Below are 16,072 nucleotides of genomic sequence, written 5' to 3' on the forward strand. Positions count from 1 at the left end.
TCTGTTTTTGCTGCTCTTGGGCATTGCCTCTCTGGCAATGTGGGTGCCGGCATTGCAGGCCTTGATCCTGGATGACCATGCGACCTCCCGTAGCTTTTTTTATTCCGGTGTGATCGGCCTGTTCCTCGTGGCGTTGACGGGTTTGTCTTTAGGGAACCGCGTGCCGCGCTACAGCATGCCAGGGCAATTGCTTTCTCTTCTTGCAGCCTTCACGGTTCTGCCTCTGTTTCTGGCTTTGCCTGTCTTTGATGCATTGGGGAATACGCGGTTCATAAATGCCTATTTCGATATGGTAAGCTCCATCACCACGACCGGGGCGGACATCTATCCTGATCCGGACAGGTTGCCAGCCGGTTTGCATCTTTGGCGCGCTATGGTGGCTTGGCTCGGCGGGCTGCTGATGTGGATTTCAGCCTCCGCAGTTCTTGCCCCCCTTTCTCTGGGTGGGTTTGAAATTACCGCACGCGGAGAGCCGGGCCGCGGTGAGACTCCAATACATCTGACCGAAGTCGACCCGAAGGCAAGGTTGATCATTGTCTCCAAAACACTGACCCCGGTCTATGCTGGGCTGACAATGATGCTCTGGGCTCTTCTTTTGATGACCGGAGAGACATCGCTGGCCGCGATGAGCCATGCGATGTCGGTCATGTCGACCTCTGGCATTTCGGCCATCGGCGGGTTGGAGAACTCAAACAGCGGCATCGCCGGAGAGATGATCCTCTTTCTCTTTATGTTTTTTGCCCTATCTCGCCTGACGTTCTCGAATGATACCATAACCACTGGAAGTGGCCGTTTGGACAAGGATCCAGAGTTTCGGATCGGTCTTTTGATTCTCTTTGGGGTTCCGGCCTTGTTGTTTGTGCGCCATTGGCTGGCAGCCCTGGAGGTGGATGCCAGTGATGACATCTGGCAAGCGCTCAGATCCTATTGGGGCGCGCTTTTCACCGTGATGTCTTTCCTCTCAACCACTGGGTTCGAAAGCGCCCAATGGGAAGCTACCCAGGCCTGGTCTGGCCTGCAGACCCCTGGAATGATCCTATTGGGGCTTGCGGTTATAGGTGGCGGAGTGGCTACAACCGCCGGCGGGGTCAAACTGCTGCGGGTCTATGCGCTCTACCTTAATGGGTTGCGCGATATGGAGCGTTTGATCCATCCCTCATCCGTAAGTGGCGCAGGTGCGGGAAACAAACGACTGCAAAAGAACGGAGCCTTTGTGGCCTGGATCTTCTTCATGCTCTTTGCCCTGTCGCTTGCCCTGATCAGCATCGCGCTTGCGGCGGTTGGCAGTAGTTTCGAACAGTCCCTTATCCTTGCCATTGCAAGCCTTTCGACAACAGGGCCCTTGACCGAGATTGCAGGAAATTCCGCGGTTGATCTGGGGGCTTTGGCGCCCGTGGCAAAAATGATCCTTTGCCTGGCTATGGTCCTGGGCAGATTGGAAACGCTTGCCATCATCGCGCTTTTGTCACCAAATCTCTGGCGTAGCTAGTGGAATACCATTAACGTGATCCGACAGGGGGGTGATTTACGGCTGGTGGTCGCGATGATAACCCTACATAATTAGCGCTAATCGATCGTGCTGGTCCGCAGCGCGTAGCAAGAACAAAAGCGAGATAACAAAAAATGGCTTCGGACAGACAGAATCTTCAGGATGCTTTCCTGAACCACGTTCGCAAAACCAAAGTTCCAGTTACAATCTTTCTGATCAATGGTGTGAAACTGCAGGGTGTCATTACCTGGTTCGATAATTTTTGCGTGTTGCTGCGCCGCGATGGTCAGTCGCAGCTGGTCTATAAACACGCAATCTCGACAATAATGCCGGCCCAGCCGATCAGCCTGTATGAAGGTGAAGACGCCTCTTGATGGAGCACGATAGGATCCGCACCCGTGCTTGGGTGCTGCATCCGGAAATTAAATCCGATTTTGACCGCCGCAATGCCGAGGCGGCATTGGCTGAAGGCGTAGCATTGGCAGAGGCCTTACCCGATCTGGATGTGATCGGTTCCAATGTCGTGCGGCTGCCAAAGGCGCATGCTGGTATGCTGTTTGGCTCCGGTAAGATCGAAGAGCTTTCAACCAAGTTGAAGGCCGAAGAAATTGAGCTGGTCCTGATCGACGGGCCGGTTAGCCCCGTTCAGCAGCGTAACCTGGAAAAGGCCTGGAAAGTTAAGATCCTGGATCGGACCGGGCTCATCCTAGAGATTTTCTCGGATCGGGCGCGCACGCGTGAAGGTGTTCTACAGGTTGAGATGGCTGCGCTCAGCTATCAGCGGACGCGACTGGTGCGGGCCTGGACCCACCTGGAGCGTCAGCGCGGCGGGCTTGGTTTTGTTGGCGGCCCGGGTGAAACCCAGATTGAAGCGGACCGTCGCGCCATCGACGAACAGCTGGTGCGGTTGCGCAGGCAGTTGGAAAAGGTGGCCAAGACACGGACCCTGCATCGCGCCGCCCGCGCCAAGGTGCCCTATCCGATTGTTGCTCTTGTTGGTTATACCAATGCCGGTAAATCAACCTTGTTCAACCGTTTGACTGGGGCTGAGGTCATGGCAAAGGATATGCTCTTTGCCACACTGGATCCCACCATGCGCAGGGTGGAGCTGCCGGATGGCCCAGAGATTATTCTCTCCGATACGGTTGGGTTTATCTCGGACCTGCCAACTGAGCTGGTTGCGGCCTTTCGGGCGACGCTGGAAGAGGTTTTGGCGGCAGATGTAATTCTGCATGTGCGTGACATCAGTCATGATGAGACCGCAAAACAGGCCGAGGATGTCGCCTCTATTCTGGAATCCTTGGGTGTTGATGACAGTCGTGCACAGATCGAGATCTGGAACAAACTGGATCAGCTGAGCGAAGAAGAAGCCATTGCGCGGCGTGAACGCGCAGAGCGTGAGGAAGATGTCCATGCGATCTCTGCGCTGACAGGTGAAGGTTTGCCTGGGCTTTTGCAAGATATCGCGACGAAGCTTCAGGGCGTGCTCTTTGAGGAGCAATTCACACTTCCCTACTCAGACGGACGCAAACGCGCGTGGTTATTTGCGCAGGACGTTGTGACAGAGGAAGAGCAAGGCGAAGAAGGTTTTGTTCTGACGGTGCGTTGGACCGAAAAACAAAAGGCGCAATTTCAATCTGTTTAGAAGTAAGCGAAAAGCTGCGCGGAAACGCTTAGCGCTGAATTGCTGTTCGTCATACTATTGGCCAGCCTTCCCGCGAAGGCTGGCCATTTCTTTTCAATTCCGCGGGGTGATGAGCGTAACGCCCACTGCCGCCGCGCGGGCCAGCTCTTCATCCAAAGACATCGGGACGTATTCTCCACGACGCCAAAGCTGTGCCATATCGTCGTAAGAGCGCGACAGAAAATGCCCTGATTGGCCAGTGGATTGGATGAAGAGGGAGCTGTCCGGGTCGGAGAAGTCATAGACCCCTCGATAGCCCGCGGCATGAACATTCTGATAGGGATTTGGACCCTCACCAGAGGTCAGCCCACGACGTAGGGTATTGTCACCACCGCTGGTGGACTGGCGGATGTTCACAAAAAGGCGCAGGAGCGGGACGTCACCAAGGACCTCATGGTCATGCGTTGCTTGATGGGCATCGCCCCAGCGAAGGGATTCAAGCGCATCTCCATAGCGCTCTTCTATCCAAACAATCGCATCATCCAGGGCAAGGCGGGACATATCGGTGCAGCTTTCCTTTGGCGCGCTCTGGGCAACATCGCACCAGGAAGAGGCGCCATTGATATCCCGGAAGACACGCTCCAGAAAGACCGGATCAGGGTGCAGGAATTCTGCGACGAGGGGGCCGAGCTCATCCGAGATCAGGCGCGTTTGCAAGGCGCGTAGCCAAGCGGAATAGATCAGCGGCTCGGGCAGATGCTCGTTCATTTCCCCGTTCCATTCCGACAAGAGCGAAAGCGCGATCTGCCTCTGCCTTTCGCGGGTCCCGTCTTCGGCAGCCGCACCCGTAAACCAGAGGTCAGCCCCAATCAGGGGTAAGAGCGAACGGGCCGTATAGGAGACCGTATCAAGCTGCGCTTCGATAAAGCTGTCCCTTGTGTGAACCTCACGGCTTTGCATCAGGCGACGCCAGCGATTGATGCGTTGTGTATCACCCCAAGAAAAGGTCACATGGTTTGGAAATGGCCGTTCAACAGTCTTATTGTTGGTATTGCCCAGAATTCCGCCTCTTGGGTTGATAAACTCTGGATTGGCTGCATAGGGCGCACGCCCTTGCCAGCGGTTTTCTCTTCGCCACCCCTGCGAGGGCATGCGCCCCTGACTTTGATGTTTGGCATCGCGCGCCGGGAAGGCGCCAACGGTTTTGAACCCGATACTGTTCTTGTCGGCCAGTGTCAGATTCTGCGAGGGAGCCATGAACAATTCGCCCGCTGTGATGGCCTCTGCAACGGATTGGCTACGCATGAGGGCAATAGCCGCAGTCATAGAAGTGTCGTCGGAGCGAAGCGCATTCCACGCCAGGCTAACCACATGCCCGGGAGGGGTAATCGTCTCGAGATCAAAGAGATTGCTTGGCAGCACCGGGCCATTCTCTGTCCATCGGAGTTTGAGCGTGACCGGGGGCGAGCCTTTGATATTGATGATAGAGGGGCGGGTGGTGAATCCCCTGTAGCCATCAGGGCTAAGGTATTCTTCCGGGTTGTCGGGGTTCAGTTTTTCAATGAACAGATCCTGATCGTCCAAATAGGAAGAGGTGATGCCCCACCCAAGTTGGTTTGAACGACCGGTCAGGATCGCTGGGATGCCGGGTATGGTTCCGCCAATCACGCCTCCGGTCGCCAGCTCCATCCGCGCCAGATACCAAAACCCCGGTGCTGTCAGATCCAGATGGGGGTCATTTGCCAGCAAGGTCCCACCGGTCGCAGAGCGAGAAGCAGAAGCGGCCCAGGCATTTGAAGCACCGGCCAAGCCACGTGCGGCAACAGGCATCAAATCCTGACCCGGTGCGGGGTTCGCGTTAGCATATGATGGCAAACCCTCGATCAGACTGGCATATTCGGGCAGAGCTGTAGTGCCCTTACCCGGTGCGTCAGGCAGGATGTCCTGCAACTTTTTGGCATCTTCCAGCGCCAAGGAAACCCTTGCGCGCAGGATTTCATTCTTGAACTGGTCCGAAAGCTTCAAAGCCATGAGCTTCATCAGGGCAATGCTATCGGCAGGTTGCCAAGGGGCAATTGGCATATTGAAGAGGAACATCTCTGGCGCGCCACGCCCCAGTGCCTCTTCGTTTACCTCCAGGAGACGGGCGTTTACACCTGCGGAATAGGCTTTCAGGGCCTGCTGTGTCTCCGGGCTTTGTGCCGCAACCGATTCCTGTGCCAGGCGATAGATGTCCAACCGACGCAGAAAGGCATCCGTTTCTGCCGTGCGCGCGCCAAAAACCTCGGACAGGCGGCCCTGTGCGGTGCGACGCATGATCGCCATTTGCCACAACCGGTCCTGAGCATGGGCATAGCCGAGCCCATAATAGACATCCTCATCACTGGCCCCAAAGCTGCCAAAGATGTGGGGTACATTGGCATTGTCACGCACAATTTCCAGCGGCGCAGAAAGGCCGGGCAAGGCGACTTCTTTCTCGTATTCCGGCAGCGACCGTGAGGCCAGGTAATAGGTCAGGCCCGAAGCCAGCAGAACCAGAAGAATCAAAGCAGCTGCGAAGCGAAACAGCCAGCGGAAAAGAAGTGCCATATGCGTTTGAGTTTCCTGTTTTCTTTGCGGAATTCGCCATGTGAGATTGCACAGGCCTGCGCCAGTGATACTGTGGCGCCAACATAGAGCAAGCACGAACAGGGGAAAAGCGAATGGCAAAAACCGCATTTCTAGGACTAGGTGTCATGGGCTATCCCATGGCAGGACATTTGAAGTCTGCAGGCCATGAGGTCTGTGTTTTCAACCGGACACAGGCCAAGGCAGAGGCCTGGGCAAAGGCGCATGAGGGGCGTTCCGCCCCGACCCCGCGCGAAGCTGCCGAAGGCGCTGAATTTGTCATGGCCTGTGTTGGCAATGATGATGATCTGCGCTCCGTCTGTCTGGGGCCGGATGGAGCATTCGCAGGAATGGCCAAGGGGAGCGTCTTTGTCGATCACACGACGGTTTCCGAGAAAGTGACAAGAGAGTTGCATGCCGCAGCGGCACAAGCAGGTATCGCCTTTGTGGATGCGCCGATTTCTGGTGGTCAGGCCGGCGCAGAAAATGGTGTTTTATCCGTGATGTGCGGGGGCGCAGAAGACGCCTATCTCCGTGTGGAACCTGTCATTGCAGCCTATGCCAAGATTTGTCGCCGCATTGGCGAAAGCGGGGCAGGGCAGCTGACAAAGATGTGCAACCAGATCGCAATCGCCGGGTTGGTCCAAGGGTTGAGCGAAGCCCTGCATTTTGCCGAAAAGGCCGGGCTGGATGGTCGTGCTGTGGTCGAAGTGATCAGCCAAGGGGCTGCCGGAAGTTGGCAGATGGCCAACCGCCATGAAACCATGTTGGTTGACCATTTTGATCATGGCTTTGCCGTGGATTGGATGCGCAAGGACCTTGGGATCTGCCTCTCGGCTGCGGACGAAACTGGGGCCAGCCTACCCGTTACTGCACTTGTCGACCAATTCTACAAAGATGTGCAAAAGCTTGGAGGCGGTCGCTGGGATACCTCCTCTTTGTTTAAGCGCTTGAAGGCCTTGGACTAAGATCCTGACAAGGGAAACAGGCTCAGGAAACGAGAACTGAAAAGGGCGGCGTTAGAAGAGGGGCCGCCCTTGTTACATTTCGGGGCTTGAAGCGCATTTGCCAGCCAGCCAGTTAGCCGACCGACAACGAGGCAAAGGCTTAGGGGATAATACGGGTGTATTTCGCGCCTTCCAACGTTGCTCCAATGCGGAAACCTGCCTGCCCGAACACAGCGGCCAGAATTGGCGAAGTCAGCGTATTGGTATCGGTGGCAATGGAATTGCCTTCATCCTTGATCACATATTCCAGACCCGCGCCGGCGGCCCAGCCCGAAGAACGGCGGAATCCGGACAGCGCATCCTGCGTCATGAAGAAGAGAACATGAGCATATTGTTGCGCGCCAATCTGAAGACCTGCATTGCCTTTGACAGTAGAGTAATAATCCACGGTGGTGTCATTGATACGCAATGCACCCCGTCCATAGGCACCACCAAAGACAAAGCCAGCCTCGGTCACAAGCGGCATAACCAGCATGCCGGTTGACTTGTCAGCGAGGGTCCGGGTGTTGGGGTACAGATTATACATTTGGCTCAGTGTGGCATCGACGCGAGCATCGATGACAGCGGCATTGTTGCTGCCAACACCATTGCCGCAGGCGGCGGTTGTGGTGACGCCAGCCAGAATTCCAAGGGTGACACCGCGTCGCGAGATACGGCTGGAGGGAGTGCTGCTCATTTTTCAGTTGCCTGTCCTGGGCCCGCATATCTGTCAGAGGTCTTAGATTTCAAAGACGTGAAGATGGGGCGGAGTTCTCAACAAGTGGTTGGTTTGTCCAACCTAAAGGCAAGTATACCGCCGTTGCGACGGACTGTCATCACATAGCAACCCGTGATGGGCGGCTTCTCGCCCGATTTTATTTCAATTTTGTACAGGTTCAGGCCCTGTCCATATATGGGCAGGGCATGGGGTTACCCATTCAGTATTTGGGCAACCTCTGGTGCAAAATAGCTGAGAATCCCGTCACAACCGGCGCGCTTAAAGGCCAATAAGCTCTCGAGCATGACCTTTTCCCCATCGATCCAGCCATTTTGCGCAGCAGCCTTGATCATCGCGTATTCACCGGAGACCTGATAGGCAAAAGTTGGCGCGCCAAAAGTGGATTTGGTGCGATAGCAGATATCCAAATAGGCAAGGCCGGGCTTGACCATGACCATATCGGCGCCTTCTTGCAGATCCCGCTCGATCAGGCGCATTGCCTCGTTGCTGTTGCCCGGATCCATTTGATAGGTCTTTTTATCGCCCTGTAGCGCACCAGAAGCGCCGACGGCATCGCGAAAAGGACCATAAAAGCCAGAGGCATATTTCGCCGAATAGGACATGATGCAAACATTGTGGTAACCAGCGGCCTCCAATGCCTGTCGCATCGCCCCTATCCGGCCATCCATCATATCAGAAGGGCCAATAATATCCGCGCCGGACTCTGCCTGTGCCAGAGTCATTTTGACCAATGCTTCAACCGTGCGATCGTTGACGATTTCGCCATTCTCAACATAGCCGTCATGGCCATTGATGTTATATGGATCCAAGGCAACGTCGGTCATGACCGCGATATTGGGGGCGGCTTCCTTGATAGCGCGAATGGCGCGGTTGCTCAGATTATCGGGGCTCCAGGCCTCGGCGCAATCCTCTGTTTTCAAAGAGCTATCCGTATAGGGAAAGATGCAAATCGCGGGAATTCCCAGGGCTTCGGCCTCAACCGCTGCTTTAGAAATCAAATCGACAGAACGACGGTACACGCCTGGCATCGAGGCAATGGGTTCTTCGATCCCTTCACCATCTCGAACAAAAACTGGCCAGATCAGATCCTCTGCGGTCAGGTTGTTTTCACGTACCATACCCCGGATCGCCGGGCTAACACGGGTGCGGCGCAGGCGCGCTGCGGGAAAGGGGGCTACGGTTGGTCTCATGCCTGGCTCATCCGTTGTTGTTCTGCCAAGTGGGTGGCATGGATTTGCAAGCCAGGCAAGTGGCACATTCGCCGCGTTTTGATCGGGTGCAAAGTCAAAGGTATAGACTGGGGCTTGTCTTGAACCGGCTCTCGGAGGATATAGGGGAATAATCCAAGGCTGCTCTCCAATGGCCGACCGGATTATGTATTGACGGAAACGCACAGACAAGGCTGACTTTTTTGGATTTGCTCCAAACACTTTCGGAACTGATCGAGTTTCGTTCCTTCTCAAATCTTTGGTTTTGGATTGCTCTGGCCGCACTCTGGTCAGGCCTTAGCCATCGTATCCTCGGCGTGCCGCATGACATGGTTCTGAGGGCGCGGCGGCGTGGCGGGCAACATGCTTCGGATCTGCAAGATCTGGCGCGGATTCATATCAACCGGATGATCTATGTTAGCCAATCTGCCGGGGTCTGGCTGCTGGCAGGAAGCTGTTTTGTCTTGTCGGCACTGGCCACTCTGGGTTTTGTTCTTGGGGTCGAATTCGCGCAGGCGGTCTTTTTGCTAATGTTCCCTTTTGCGCTTGTTCGGCTGGTCAATCTATTTGCCGCCTATCGCGCAGCTGAAAGGGACTATGGCTTTGAAGAACTTTGTTCTCTGATCCTGTACTGCCGCACGATCATTCAAGTTCTTGGCGTTGTTTTCATTTTCGTTACGGCGCTTTGGGGCATGTTTCAAAACCTCAGCATTGGTGCACTAGGCTGAGAAAGAGCAGGGGGACGGATCCCTTGCCTTCCCCTCATTCGGGCTTAGAAAGAGCGGGATAGAGATCTCAAGTTCAAAGAGGAGCGCAGAATGGCGCAGGGTTCGATCACGCAGGGCTCGATCACAATGGGCGGCGCACCGGAAGGGTATGACGCGCGCCTGATCTTGAAAGAGCTTGAGACATCGAAACAGCCGGTGTTGCATATCGCCCGTGACGATAAGCGGATGGAAGCCATGCGCGCGGCGCTCAGCTTTTTTGCGCCAGACCTGCCGATCTTGGTTTTTCCCGGCTGGGATTGTCTGCCCTATGACCGGGTTTCGCCAAATGCAGATGTTTCTGCTGCGCGCATGGCGACCCTGGCCGCTTTGGTACATCAAATGCCAAAGCAGTTTGTCCTTCTGACGACGCTAAACGGTGCCAGCCAGCGCGTACCGGCGCGATCCATCCTGAAGGAGGCTGCATTTCGCGCCAGGGTAGATCAACGCGTTGACGAAGAAGCACTGCGTAAGTTCCTGGTTCGTATGGGTTTTGTGCAGTCTCCGACGGTTATGGAAGCCGGTGATTATGCAATCCGTGGCGGGATCATCGATATCTTCCCCCCAGGAGAAAGTGGACCGGTGCGATTGGATTTCTTTGGTGATATCCTGGACGGCGCCCGGCGTTTTGATCCTGTGTCTCAGCGCACGACGGAAAAGCTGGACCTGGTTGAGCTGGCTCCGGTTTCTGAGGTAATTCTAGATGAGGCTGCAATCACGCGGTTTCGGCAGAATTATCGTATCGAGTTTGGCGCAGCCGGAACTGATGATCCCCTGTATGAAGCCGTAAGTGCGGGGCGAAAACACCAGGGCATTGAGCATTGGCTACCCTTTTTCCACGAGACCCTGGAAACGCTATTTGATTATTTGCCTGATGCGACAATCACTCTGGATGACCAATCGACGCCTGCTCGACTTGCGCGTTGGGATAGCATTCAGGATCAATATGAAACCCGCAAACATGCGATGTCTCAAAAGGGACGCATGGACAGCGTCTATAAGCCCGCGCCACCCGGCGGGCTGTATATGGATGACATGGCCTGGAAAGAAGCCACGGCGCGGCATCGGGTTATACAATTCCATCCTCTCGCGCAGGCTTCGGGACCAGGGGTCGTAGATGCGGGCGGACGTATCGGGCGAAACTTCTCCCCTGAAAGACAGCAGGAAAATATAAGCCTTTTTGGCGCCTTAGCTTCCCATATTAAAGCGCGCCTGCAGGAGGGGCCGGTTGTTGTCGCTTCTTATTCAGAGGGTGCGCGGGAACGGCTCTCTGGTCTGATTGAGGATGAAGGCCTTGCAGAGGTCATTCATCTTCGCGATGGGGGCAGCATTGGAAAATCTGGTTTGCATCTGGCCGTCTGGGCTTTGGAGCATGGGTTTCAGACAGCGGATCTGACCGTCATTTCCGAACAGGATGTGCTGGGGGACCGGCTGATCCGCGCGCCGAAGAAACGGCGCAAGGCCGAGAACTTCCTGACCGAGACACAATCTCTTTCACCGGGTGATCTGGTTGTGCATGTGGACCATGGGATCGGCCGCTACAGGGGGTTGGAAGTGGTGACAGCTGCGGGTGCTGCGCATGAGTGTATTCTACTGGAATATGCCGAAGACTCAAAACTCTACCTTCCTGTTGAAAATATCGAGCTTCTGTCCAAATACGGGCATGACGAAGGCCTATTGGATCGCCTGGGTGGCGGAGCCTGGCAGGCCAAGAAGGCCAAGCTCAAGGAGCGGATCCGGGAAATGGCAGATCGTCTCATCCGCATTGCGGCTGAGCGGGCCCTGCGCAAGGCTCCCGTCATGGATCCTCCTCCACATGCCTGGGAGGAGTTTTCAGCGCGTTTCCCCTATCAGGAAACGGAGGATCAGCTGCGCGCCATCGAAGATGTGATGGAAGATCTGCATTCCGGTCAACCGATGGATCGCTTGATCTGTGGAGATGTGGGCTTTGGCAAAACCGAGGTTGCAATGCGTGCAGCATTTGTTGCGGCAATGTCCGGCTTGCAGGTTGCCATCGTTGCGCCCACCACGCTTTTAGCCCGGCAACACGCGGCAGGGTTTGCGGAGCGGTTTCGCGGGTTTCCGTTGGAAGTTAGGCAGTTGTCGCGCTTTGTTTCTGCAAAAGATGCATCCAAAACACGTGAAGGATTGGCCAAAGGGACCATTGATATTGTGGTCGGCACCCATGCGCTCCTGGCGAAAAACATCAGGTTCCAGAATCTTGGCCTGCTGATCATCGATGAAGAGCAGCACTTTGGTGTGGCGCATAAAGAACGTCTGAAACAACTGCGCAGCGACATTCATGTGCTGACGCTGACAGCAACCCCGATCCCGCGCACGCTGCAGCTTTCTCTGACTGGGGTGCGGGATCTTTCCATCATTGGCACGCCTCCGGTGGATCGGTTGGCGATTAGAACCTATGTCAGCGAGTTTGATGCTGTAACAATCCGCGAGGCGTTGCTGCGTGAGCATTATCGCGGAGGGCAGAGCTTTTATGTGGTGCCGCGGATCTCAGATCTGCCCGAAATCGAAGAATTCTTGAAAACCCAGCTGCCGGAGCTTCGCTATGTGGTGGCAACGGGTCAGATGGCGGCCGGCGAGTTGGATGACCGAATGAATGCCTTCTACGATGGCAAATTCGATGTGTTGCTAGCCACAACGATTGTTGAAAGCGGATTGGATATTCCGACCGCTAATACCATGGTTGTGCATCGTGCCGATATGTTTGGTCTGGCGCAGCTTTATCAGATCAGGGGCAGGGTGGGACGGTCCAAAACCCGTGCCTATGCCTATCTGACGACCAAACCGCGCCAGCGTTTGACCCAGACCGCCGAAAAGCGCCTGCGGGTCCTTGGCTCGCTGGATACGCTGGGGGCCGGCTTTACCTTAGCCTCGCAAGACCTTGATATCAGGGGAGCCGGCAACCTGCTGGGTGAAGAGCAATCTGGTCAGATGCGTGATGTCGGCTATGAGTTGTACCAATCCATGCTGGAAGAGGCGATTGCCAAGATCAAGGCTGGCGAATTAGAAGGGCTCTCGGATGCGGATGAGCAATGGGCGCCTCAGATCAATCTGGGCGTGCCGGTTCTGATCCCGGAAAACTATGTGCCGGATCTGGATGTCCGCCTGGGTTTGTATCGCCGACTTTCCTCGCTTTCGACCAAGGTTGAGCTGGAGGGCTTTGCCGCCGAACTGATTGATAGATTTGGTAAACTGCCAAAAGAGGTCAACACTCTCATGTTGGTGGTGCGGATCAAGGGCATGTGCAAACGTGCAGGTATTGCCAAAATGGACGGAGGCCCAAAGGGGGCTACCATTCAATTCCACAATGACAAGTTTGCCTCACCGCAGGGATTGGTCGAGTTTATTGAGGGTCAGAATGGGCTGGCCAAGGTGAAAGACAACAAGATTGTCGTGCGCCGCGACTGGAAGAAGGACAGCGACAAGATCAAAGGCGCATTTGCCATTGCGCGCGATCTTGCCGAAAAGGTGGTGGCAGAAAAGAAAAAAGCTAAAAGCAAGGCTTCGTAAGCACTGCCCCTGGCTTTGGAAAACCGTTGGATTTAGCCCAGCCTTAGGAGCAGCAGGCATTCTGTTGCTCCATCGCGGCCTGGGCGCATCCGCAACTGGCAAATACCCCATCAGAACGGGCCTGGGCCTGATCCAGCTTTTGTTTGATATGGTGAATTTCTATCTCTTCACCTCGCGCTAACAGGCAATCATGCAGACCCTTCAGGCTCCAGACGTTATCCGGGTGGATAGCAGCACGCGGGAGGGATCCACCAAGGCCAAGATCCTCCCGATAGACCGCTTCTGCCTCTTCCACATGTCCCTGCTCCAGCAGGAGCGCACCCAGTGCGTGACGCGTCGGCTGCATCCACCCCCATGGCTCATCATAGGGGAGGTCGTCATCAAGGGCGACTGAGCGGCGTAAATGCCCATAGGCGATATCGAAATTTCCTTTTCGATACTCAATCTCACCCCGCAGCATTTCCGATGCAATTTCAAGAAGATCCACAACCTTGTTGTTGTGCATCAGACGGCTTTCTGGAACCTTTGCTTTGGCCAATAGGAAAAGGCTTTCTTCTGCCTCGGCCTCTGCCACGCGGCCCAGGGCGGCGTGGCCGATTGCCCGTGCATAATGCGTGCTTGCTGTCAAAGTTCGATAGAGGTCTTGATCCTCGGGCAACTCCAGTTCGCTTGCTTCCTGCCATCTACCAAACCGGATCAGAATATGCGGATGCAGAGACATAAAGGATTCAAAATAGTCCGCCATGGGCGGGCTTTCGATCCGTAGCATTGCCTCGGGGGTGGTGTCCCAAAGCCCCTGGTTCGCACGCAAAGCGGGCTCGATTTGTCCAAGGAAAAGAGCGCCATAGATGACGAAGTGATAGTCATGCTGACGATAGCCCGTGTAGATGTTAAACGCGCCTTCTTGTTCATAGTACTTTAGATCCGCAGTGACGGCCACTTCGTTCCACAGGACAACGTCGTGGTAATTGCCACAGAGCACATCGATATGGGTAGGCATATGAACCAAATGGCCGGCATCAGGAACCAGGCGGCGCAACACATCGCCGGCCTTCAGGGCTTTTTCCGGGGTCGGTGACATCTCCATAAGGTGAATGTAGAAATGCAGCAGTCCTGGGTGCCGCATCGCACCGGGTAGCTGGGCCATTGCCTGCTCCAGCAGCTCTTGAGCCTCCACAGTGGCTGCGCCCTTTGCCGGTTCGCCGGTTTTTAGATCCCACATCTGCCAGGGGGTCAATGTCAGCAGGCTTTCTGCGAATAGACTGCAAATATCAAGTTGATCAGGACAGCTGTTGTAGGCTTGACGCATGGTTTCAGCAAAGGCCCGGTCCCAATCCGCCATATTGTCGGATAGGTCCCGCTGGGGGTAGCGGTCCTTCAAAGCTTCGATCAAGAGCTTTTCAGGTTGGCTGCAGGTTTTGCTACAGGCATTTGCTTTGCGGCAGAAATCATATGCGGTTTCCAAGGCCGCCTGACGGCCGGCTTCGTCATATAGCTCCCAGGGCATATTGTAGTTGGGACCGGAGGCATATGAGACCCCCCAATGGGCCATGGCGCAATGAGGGTCATGTTCCAAGGCTTTGTAAAAGCACTGGATTGCCTCAGCATGGTTGAAGGCATAGGTCCAGATAAGACCACGATCGAACCAAAGCTGAGCTTCTGGGGCGGTTGTTGTGATGGGCCATGTATAATCGCCCAGATCATAATAATCACGCATGTCAAATTCCCGACGCAAAACCTGTGAAAGCGTAGGAGGGCAGCTCCTCACTGGCAAGGTGCGATCAAAATGACCGCGCGTTGTCATTCCGCTGGCAGGCGCGCCTCTACCTTTGCCATGTGCAACATGAGGAGGAGACCCGCGCAGGACATGGTCAGAACCCCCAGGGTCACCGGTAGAAGGGATCCGTCAAACAGCAGACCGATTGGGGCAGCGATGACGGCGGCAAGCACCGTTGCAATAGCGCCAATGACAGAGGCGGCCATACCTGCGATATGGCCCATGGGTTCCATCGCCATGGCGTTCAGATTTCCCAGGGTAGTTCCCGCGATAAAGAAAATCGTGGTTTGCCAGAACACGAAGAGTGCAAATGCCATGTTCAGCGAGAGGGTCATATTCTCCAGAACCAGCATGGAGCCCGAGAAAAAGATCTGAGCGGCCAGGGACCATGTCACCATTCTGCGCATGCCGACGCGGACCACCAGGGCAGCATTCAGCAAACTGGCACTGCCAGAGACCAGTGCGATAAACCCGAACCAAAAGGGAAAGCTCTCAGCGCGGTCAAAAATGACATCGTAGATCGGCTGCACCATTGTGAGCGTGGTAAACAGCATGCCCATGCACAGGGTCTGCACGCAGATCGAGAGGCGTACAGTTGGGTGCGCGAACATTTCTCCCACCGAGGCCAGCAGGAGCGGGAGGCGGAAGGGGCGGCGGTTTTCCTTTGCCAGGGGTTCCGGCAGGCGCAAGCCCATCCAGCTCACCACGATGATTGCAAAGAGTACAAAGGCGGCAAAGATTCCGCGCCAGCCCGCAAGGGCAATGATGCCCGCGCCCAGCATGGGAGCAAAGGCGGGGACCAGAGTAAAGATCATCATGGCGATCGACATAAGCCGCGCCATTTCGCGCCCTGAATACAGATCGCGCACTATTGCCAGGGCCACAACTCTGGGTCCTGCGGCGCCGATCCCCATGAGAACACGAGAGATCAAGACCAATTCCAATGATGATGCAAACCAGGCCACGGTGGAGGAAATGATATAGAGCGTCGCGCCTGCATAGATGACAGGCTTTCGACCAAAAGCATCCGAGAGCGGACCCGTAAAGAAGGTTCCGACCCCCATACCCAAAACAAAACTGGTCAGGATGAGCTGCGCTCGGTTGATATCGCTGGGGCTGAGTTCCTCACCGATTTCAGGAAGGGCAGGCAGCATCGCGTCGATTGAAAAGGCAATCGTGGCAAACATCATCGCAATCAATGCGATGAACTCCGCTTTGGACATGCTGGGGGTCGCGTTTTCTGACATTTGGGGCACTCAAGAAATGGGTGAAACCACAGCCTTGTTCAGCCGAAGGGCTGGGACAGGCTTTGGGTTCCTTTTGCGCTATCACCACTCGGGGGTTTCA

General features: G+C 55.4%; 11 protein-coding genes. 6 read left to right on the top strand and 5 right to left on the bottom strand.

Translation table 11 applies throughout. From position 1 onward, the window contains the following. Positions 1-37: 37 nt before the first annotated feature. The 3 genes from RSK20926_RS04165 to hflX all read left to right on the top strand — a co-directional run bounded on the left by RSK20926_RS04165 (position 38) and on the right by hflX (position 3,134). Complete coding sequence (locus tag RSK20926_RS04165; RefSeq protein ID WP_008204620.1) at positions 38-1,489, top strand: TrkH family potassium uptake protein; 1,452 nt, start codon at positions 38-40, stop codon at positions 1,487-1,489. Positions 1,490-1,623: 134 nt separating this feature from the next. Next, positions 1,624-1,863 (top strand): RNA chaperone Hfq, encoded by a 240-nt coding sequence (gene hfq, locus RSK20926_RS04170; RefSeq protein ID WP_008204623.1) that lies wholly within the window; start codon positions 1,624-1,626, stop codon positions 1,861-1,863. Then, complete coding sequence (gene hflX, locus RSK20926_RS04175) at positions 1,863-3,134, top strand: GTPase HflX (protein ID WP_008204625.1); 1,272 nt, start codon at positions 1,863-1,865, stop codon at positions 3,132-3,134. Before hfq ends, hflX begins: the two co-directional genes overlap by 1 nt. 93 nt (positions 3,135-3,227) lie before the next feature. On the opposite strand, the gene RSK20926_RS04180 is transcribed toward hflX, so the two are convergent. Next, complete coding sequence (locus RSK20926_RS04180; protein WP_008204626.1) at positions 3,228-5,702, bottom strand: penicillin acylase family protein; 2,475 nt, start codon at positions 5,700-5,702, stop codon at positions 3,228-3,230. 113 nt (positions 5,703-5,815) lie between these two features. On the opposite strand from RSK20926_RS04180, the gene RSK20926_RS04185 reads away from it, so the two are divergent. Next, on the top strand, positions 5,816-6,688 hold the full coding sequence (locus tag RSK20926_RS04185) for an NAD(P)-dependent oxidoreductase (RefSeq protein WP_008204627.1): 873 nt from the start codon (positions 5,816-5,818) through the stop codon (positions 6,686-6,688). A gap of 139 nt (positions 6,689-6,827) precedes the next feature. Here the strand turns inward: RSK20926_RS04185 and RSK20926_RS04190 are convergent, their stop codons facing one another. Next, positions 6,828-7,403 carry a YSC84-related protein gene (locus RSK20926_RS04190; RefSeq protein ID WP_008204628.1) on the bottom strand — a complete coding sequence of 192 codons (576 nt, stop codon included), beginning with the start codon at positions 7,401-7,403 and terminating at the stop codon, positions 6,828-6,830. A 233-nt stretch (positions 7,404-7,636) separates the two neighbouring features. Next, positions 7,637-8,635 carry a porphobilinogen synthase gene (gene hemB / locus RSK20926_RS04195; RefSeq protein ID WP_008204629.1) on the bottom strand — a complete coding sequence of 333 codons (999 nt, stop codon included), beginning with the start codon at positions 8,633-8,635 and terminating at the stop codon, positions 7,637-7,639. A gap of 221 nt (positions 8,636-8,856) precedes the next feature. Between hemB and RSK20926_RS04200 the strand changes: the two genes are divergently transcribed. Together RSK20926_RS04200 and mfd are read left to right on the top strand one after the other, a co-directional pair. Continuing rightward, positions 8,857-9,381, top strand: a complete 525-nt coding sequence (locus RSK20926_RS04200; protein ID WP_008204631.1) for a hypothetical protein — start codon at positions 8,857-8,859, stop codon at positions 9,379-9,381. A 90-nt stretch (positions 9,382-9,471) separates the two neighbouring features. Next, the gene (gene mfd, locus RSK20926_RS04205; RefSeq protein ID WP_008204632.1) at positions 9,472-12,948 is read left to right on the top strand and encodes a transcription-repair coupling factor; all 3,477 of its coding nucleotides are present in this window, start codon (positions 9,472-9,474) and stop codon (positions 12,946-12,948) included. 43 nt (positions 12,949-12,991) lie between these two features. On the opposite strand, the gene RSK20926_RS04210 is transcribed toward mfd, so the two are convergent. Both RSK20926_RS04210 and RSK20926_RS04215 read right to left on the bottom strand, forming a co-directional pair. Continuing rightward, positions 12,992-14,665: a tetratricopeptide repeat protein gene (locus RSK20926_RS04210; protein ID WP_008204633.1), complete on the bottom strand. Its 1,674-nt coding sequence runs from the start codon at positions 14,663-14,665 to the stop codon at positions 12,992-12,994. 83 nt (positions 14,666-14,748) lie between these two features. Beyond that, positions 14,749-15,972 carry a multidrug effflux MFS transporter gene (locus RSK20926_RS04215; RefSeq protein WP_037253724.1) on the bottom strand — a complete coding sequence of 408 codons (1,224 nt, stop codon included), beginning with the start codon at positions 15,970-15,972 and terminating at the stop codon, positions 14,749-14,751. Between the last annotated feature and the right edge of the window lie 100 nt (positions 15,973-16,072).

The sequence above is a fragment of the Roseobacter sp. SK209-2-6 genome, assembly GCF_000169455.1.
GTDB lineage: Bacteria > Pseudomonadota > Alphaproteobacteria > Rhodobacterales > Rhodobacteraceae > Pseudophaeobacter.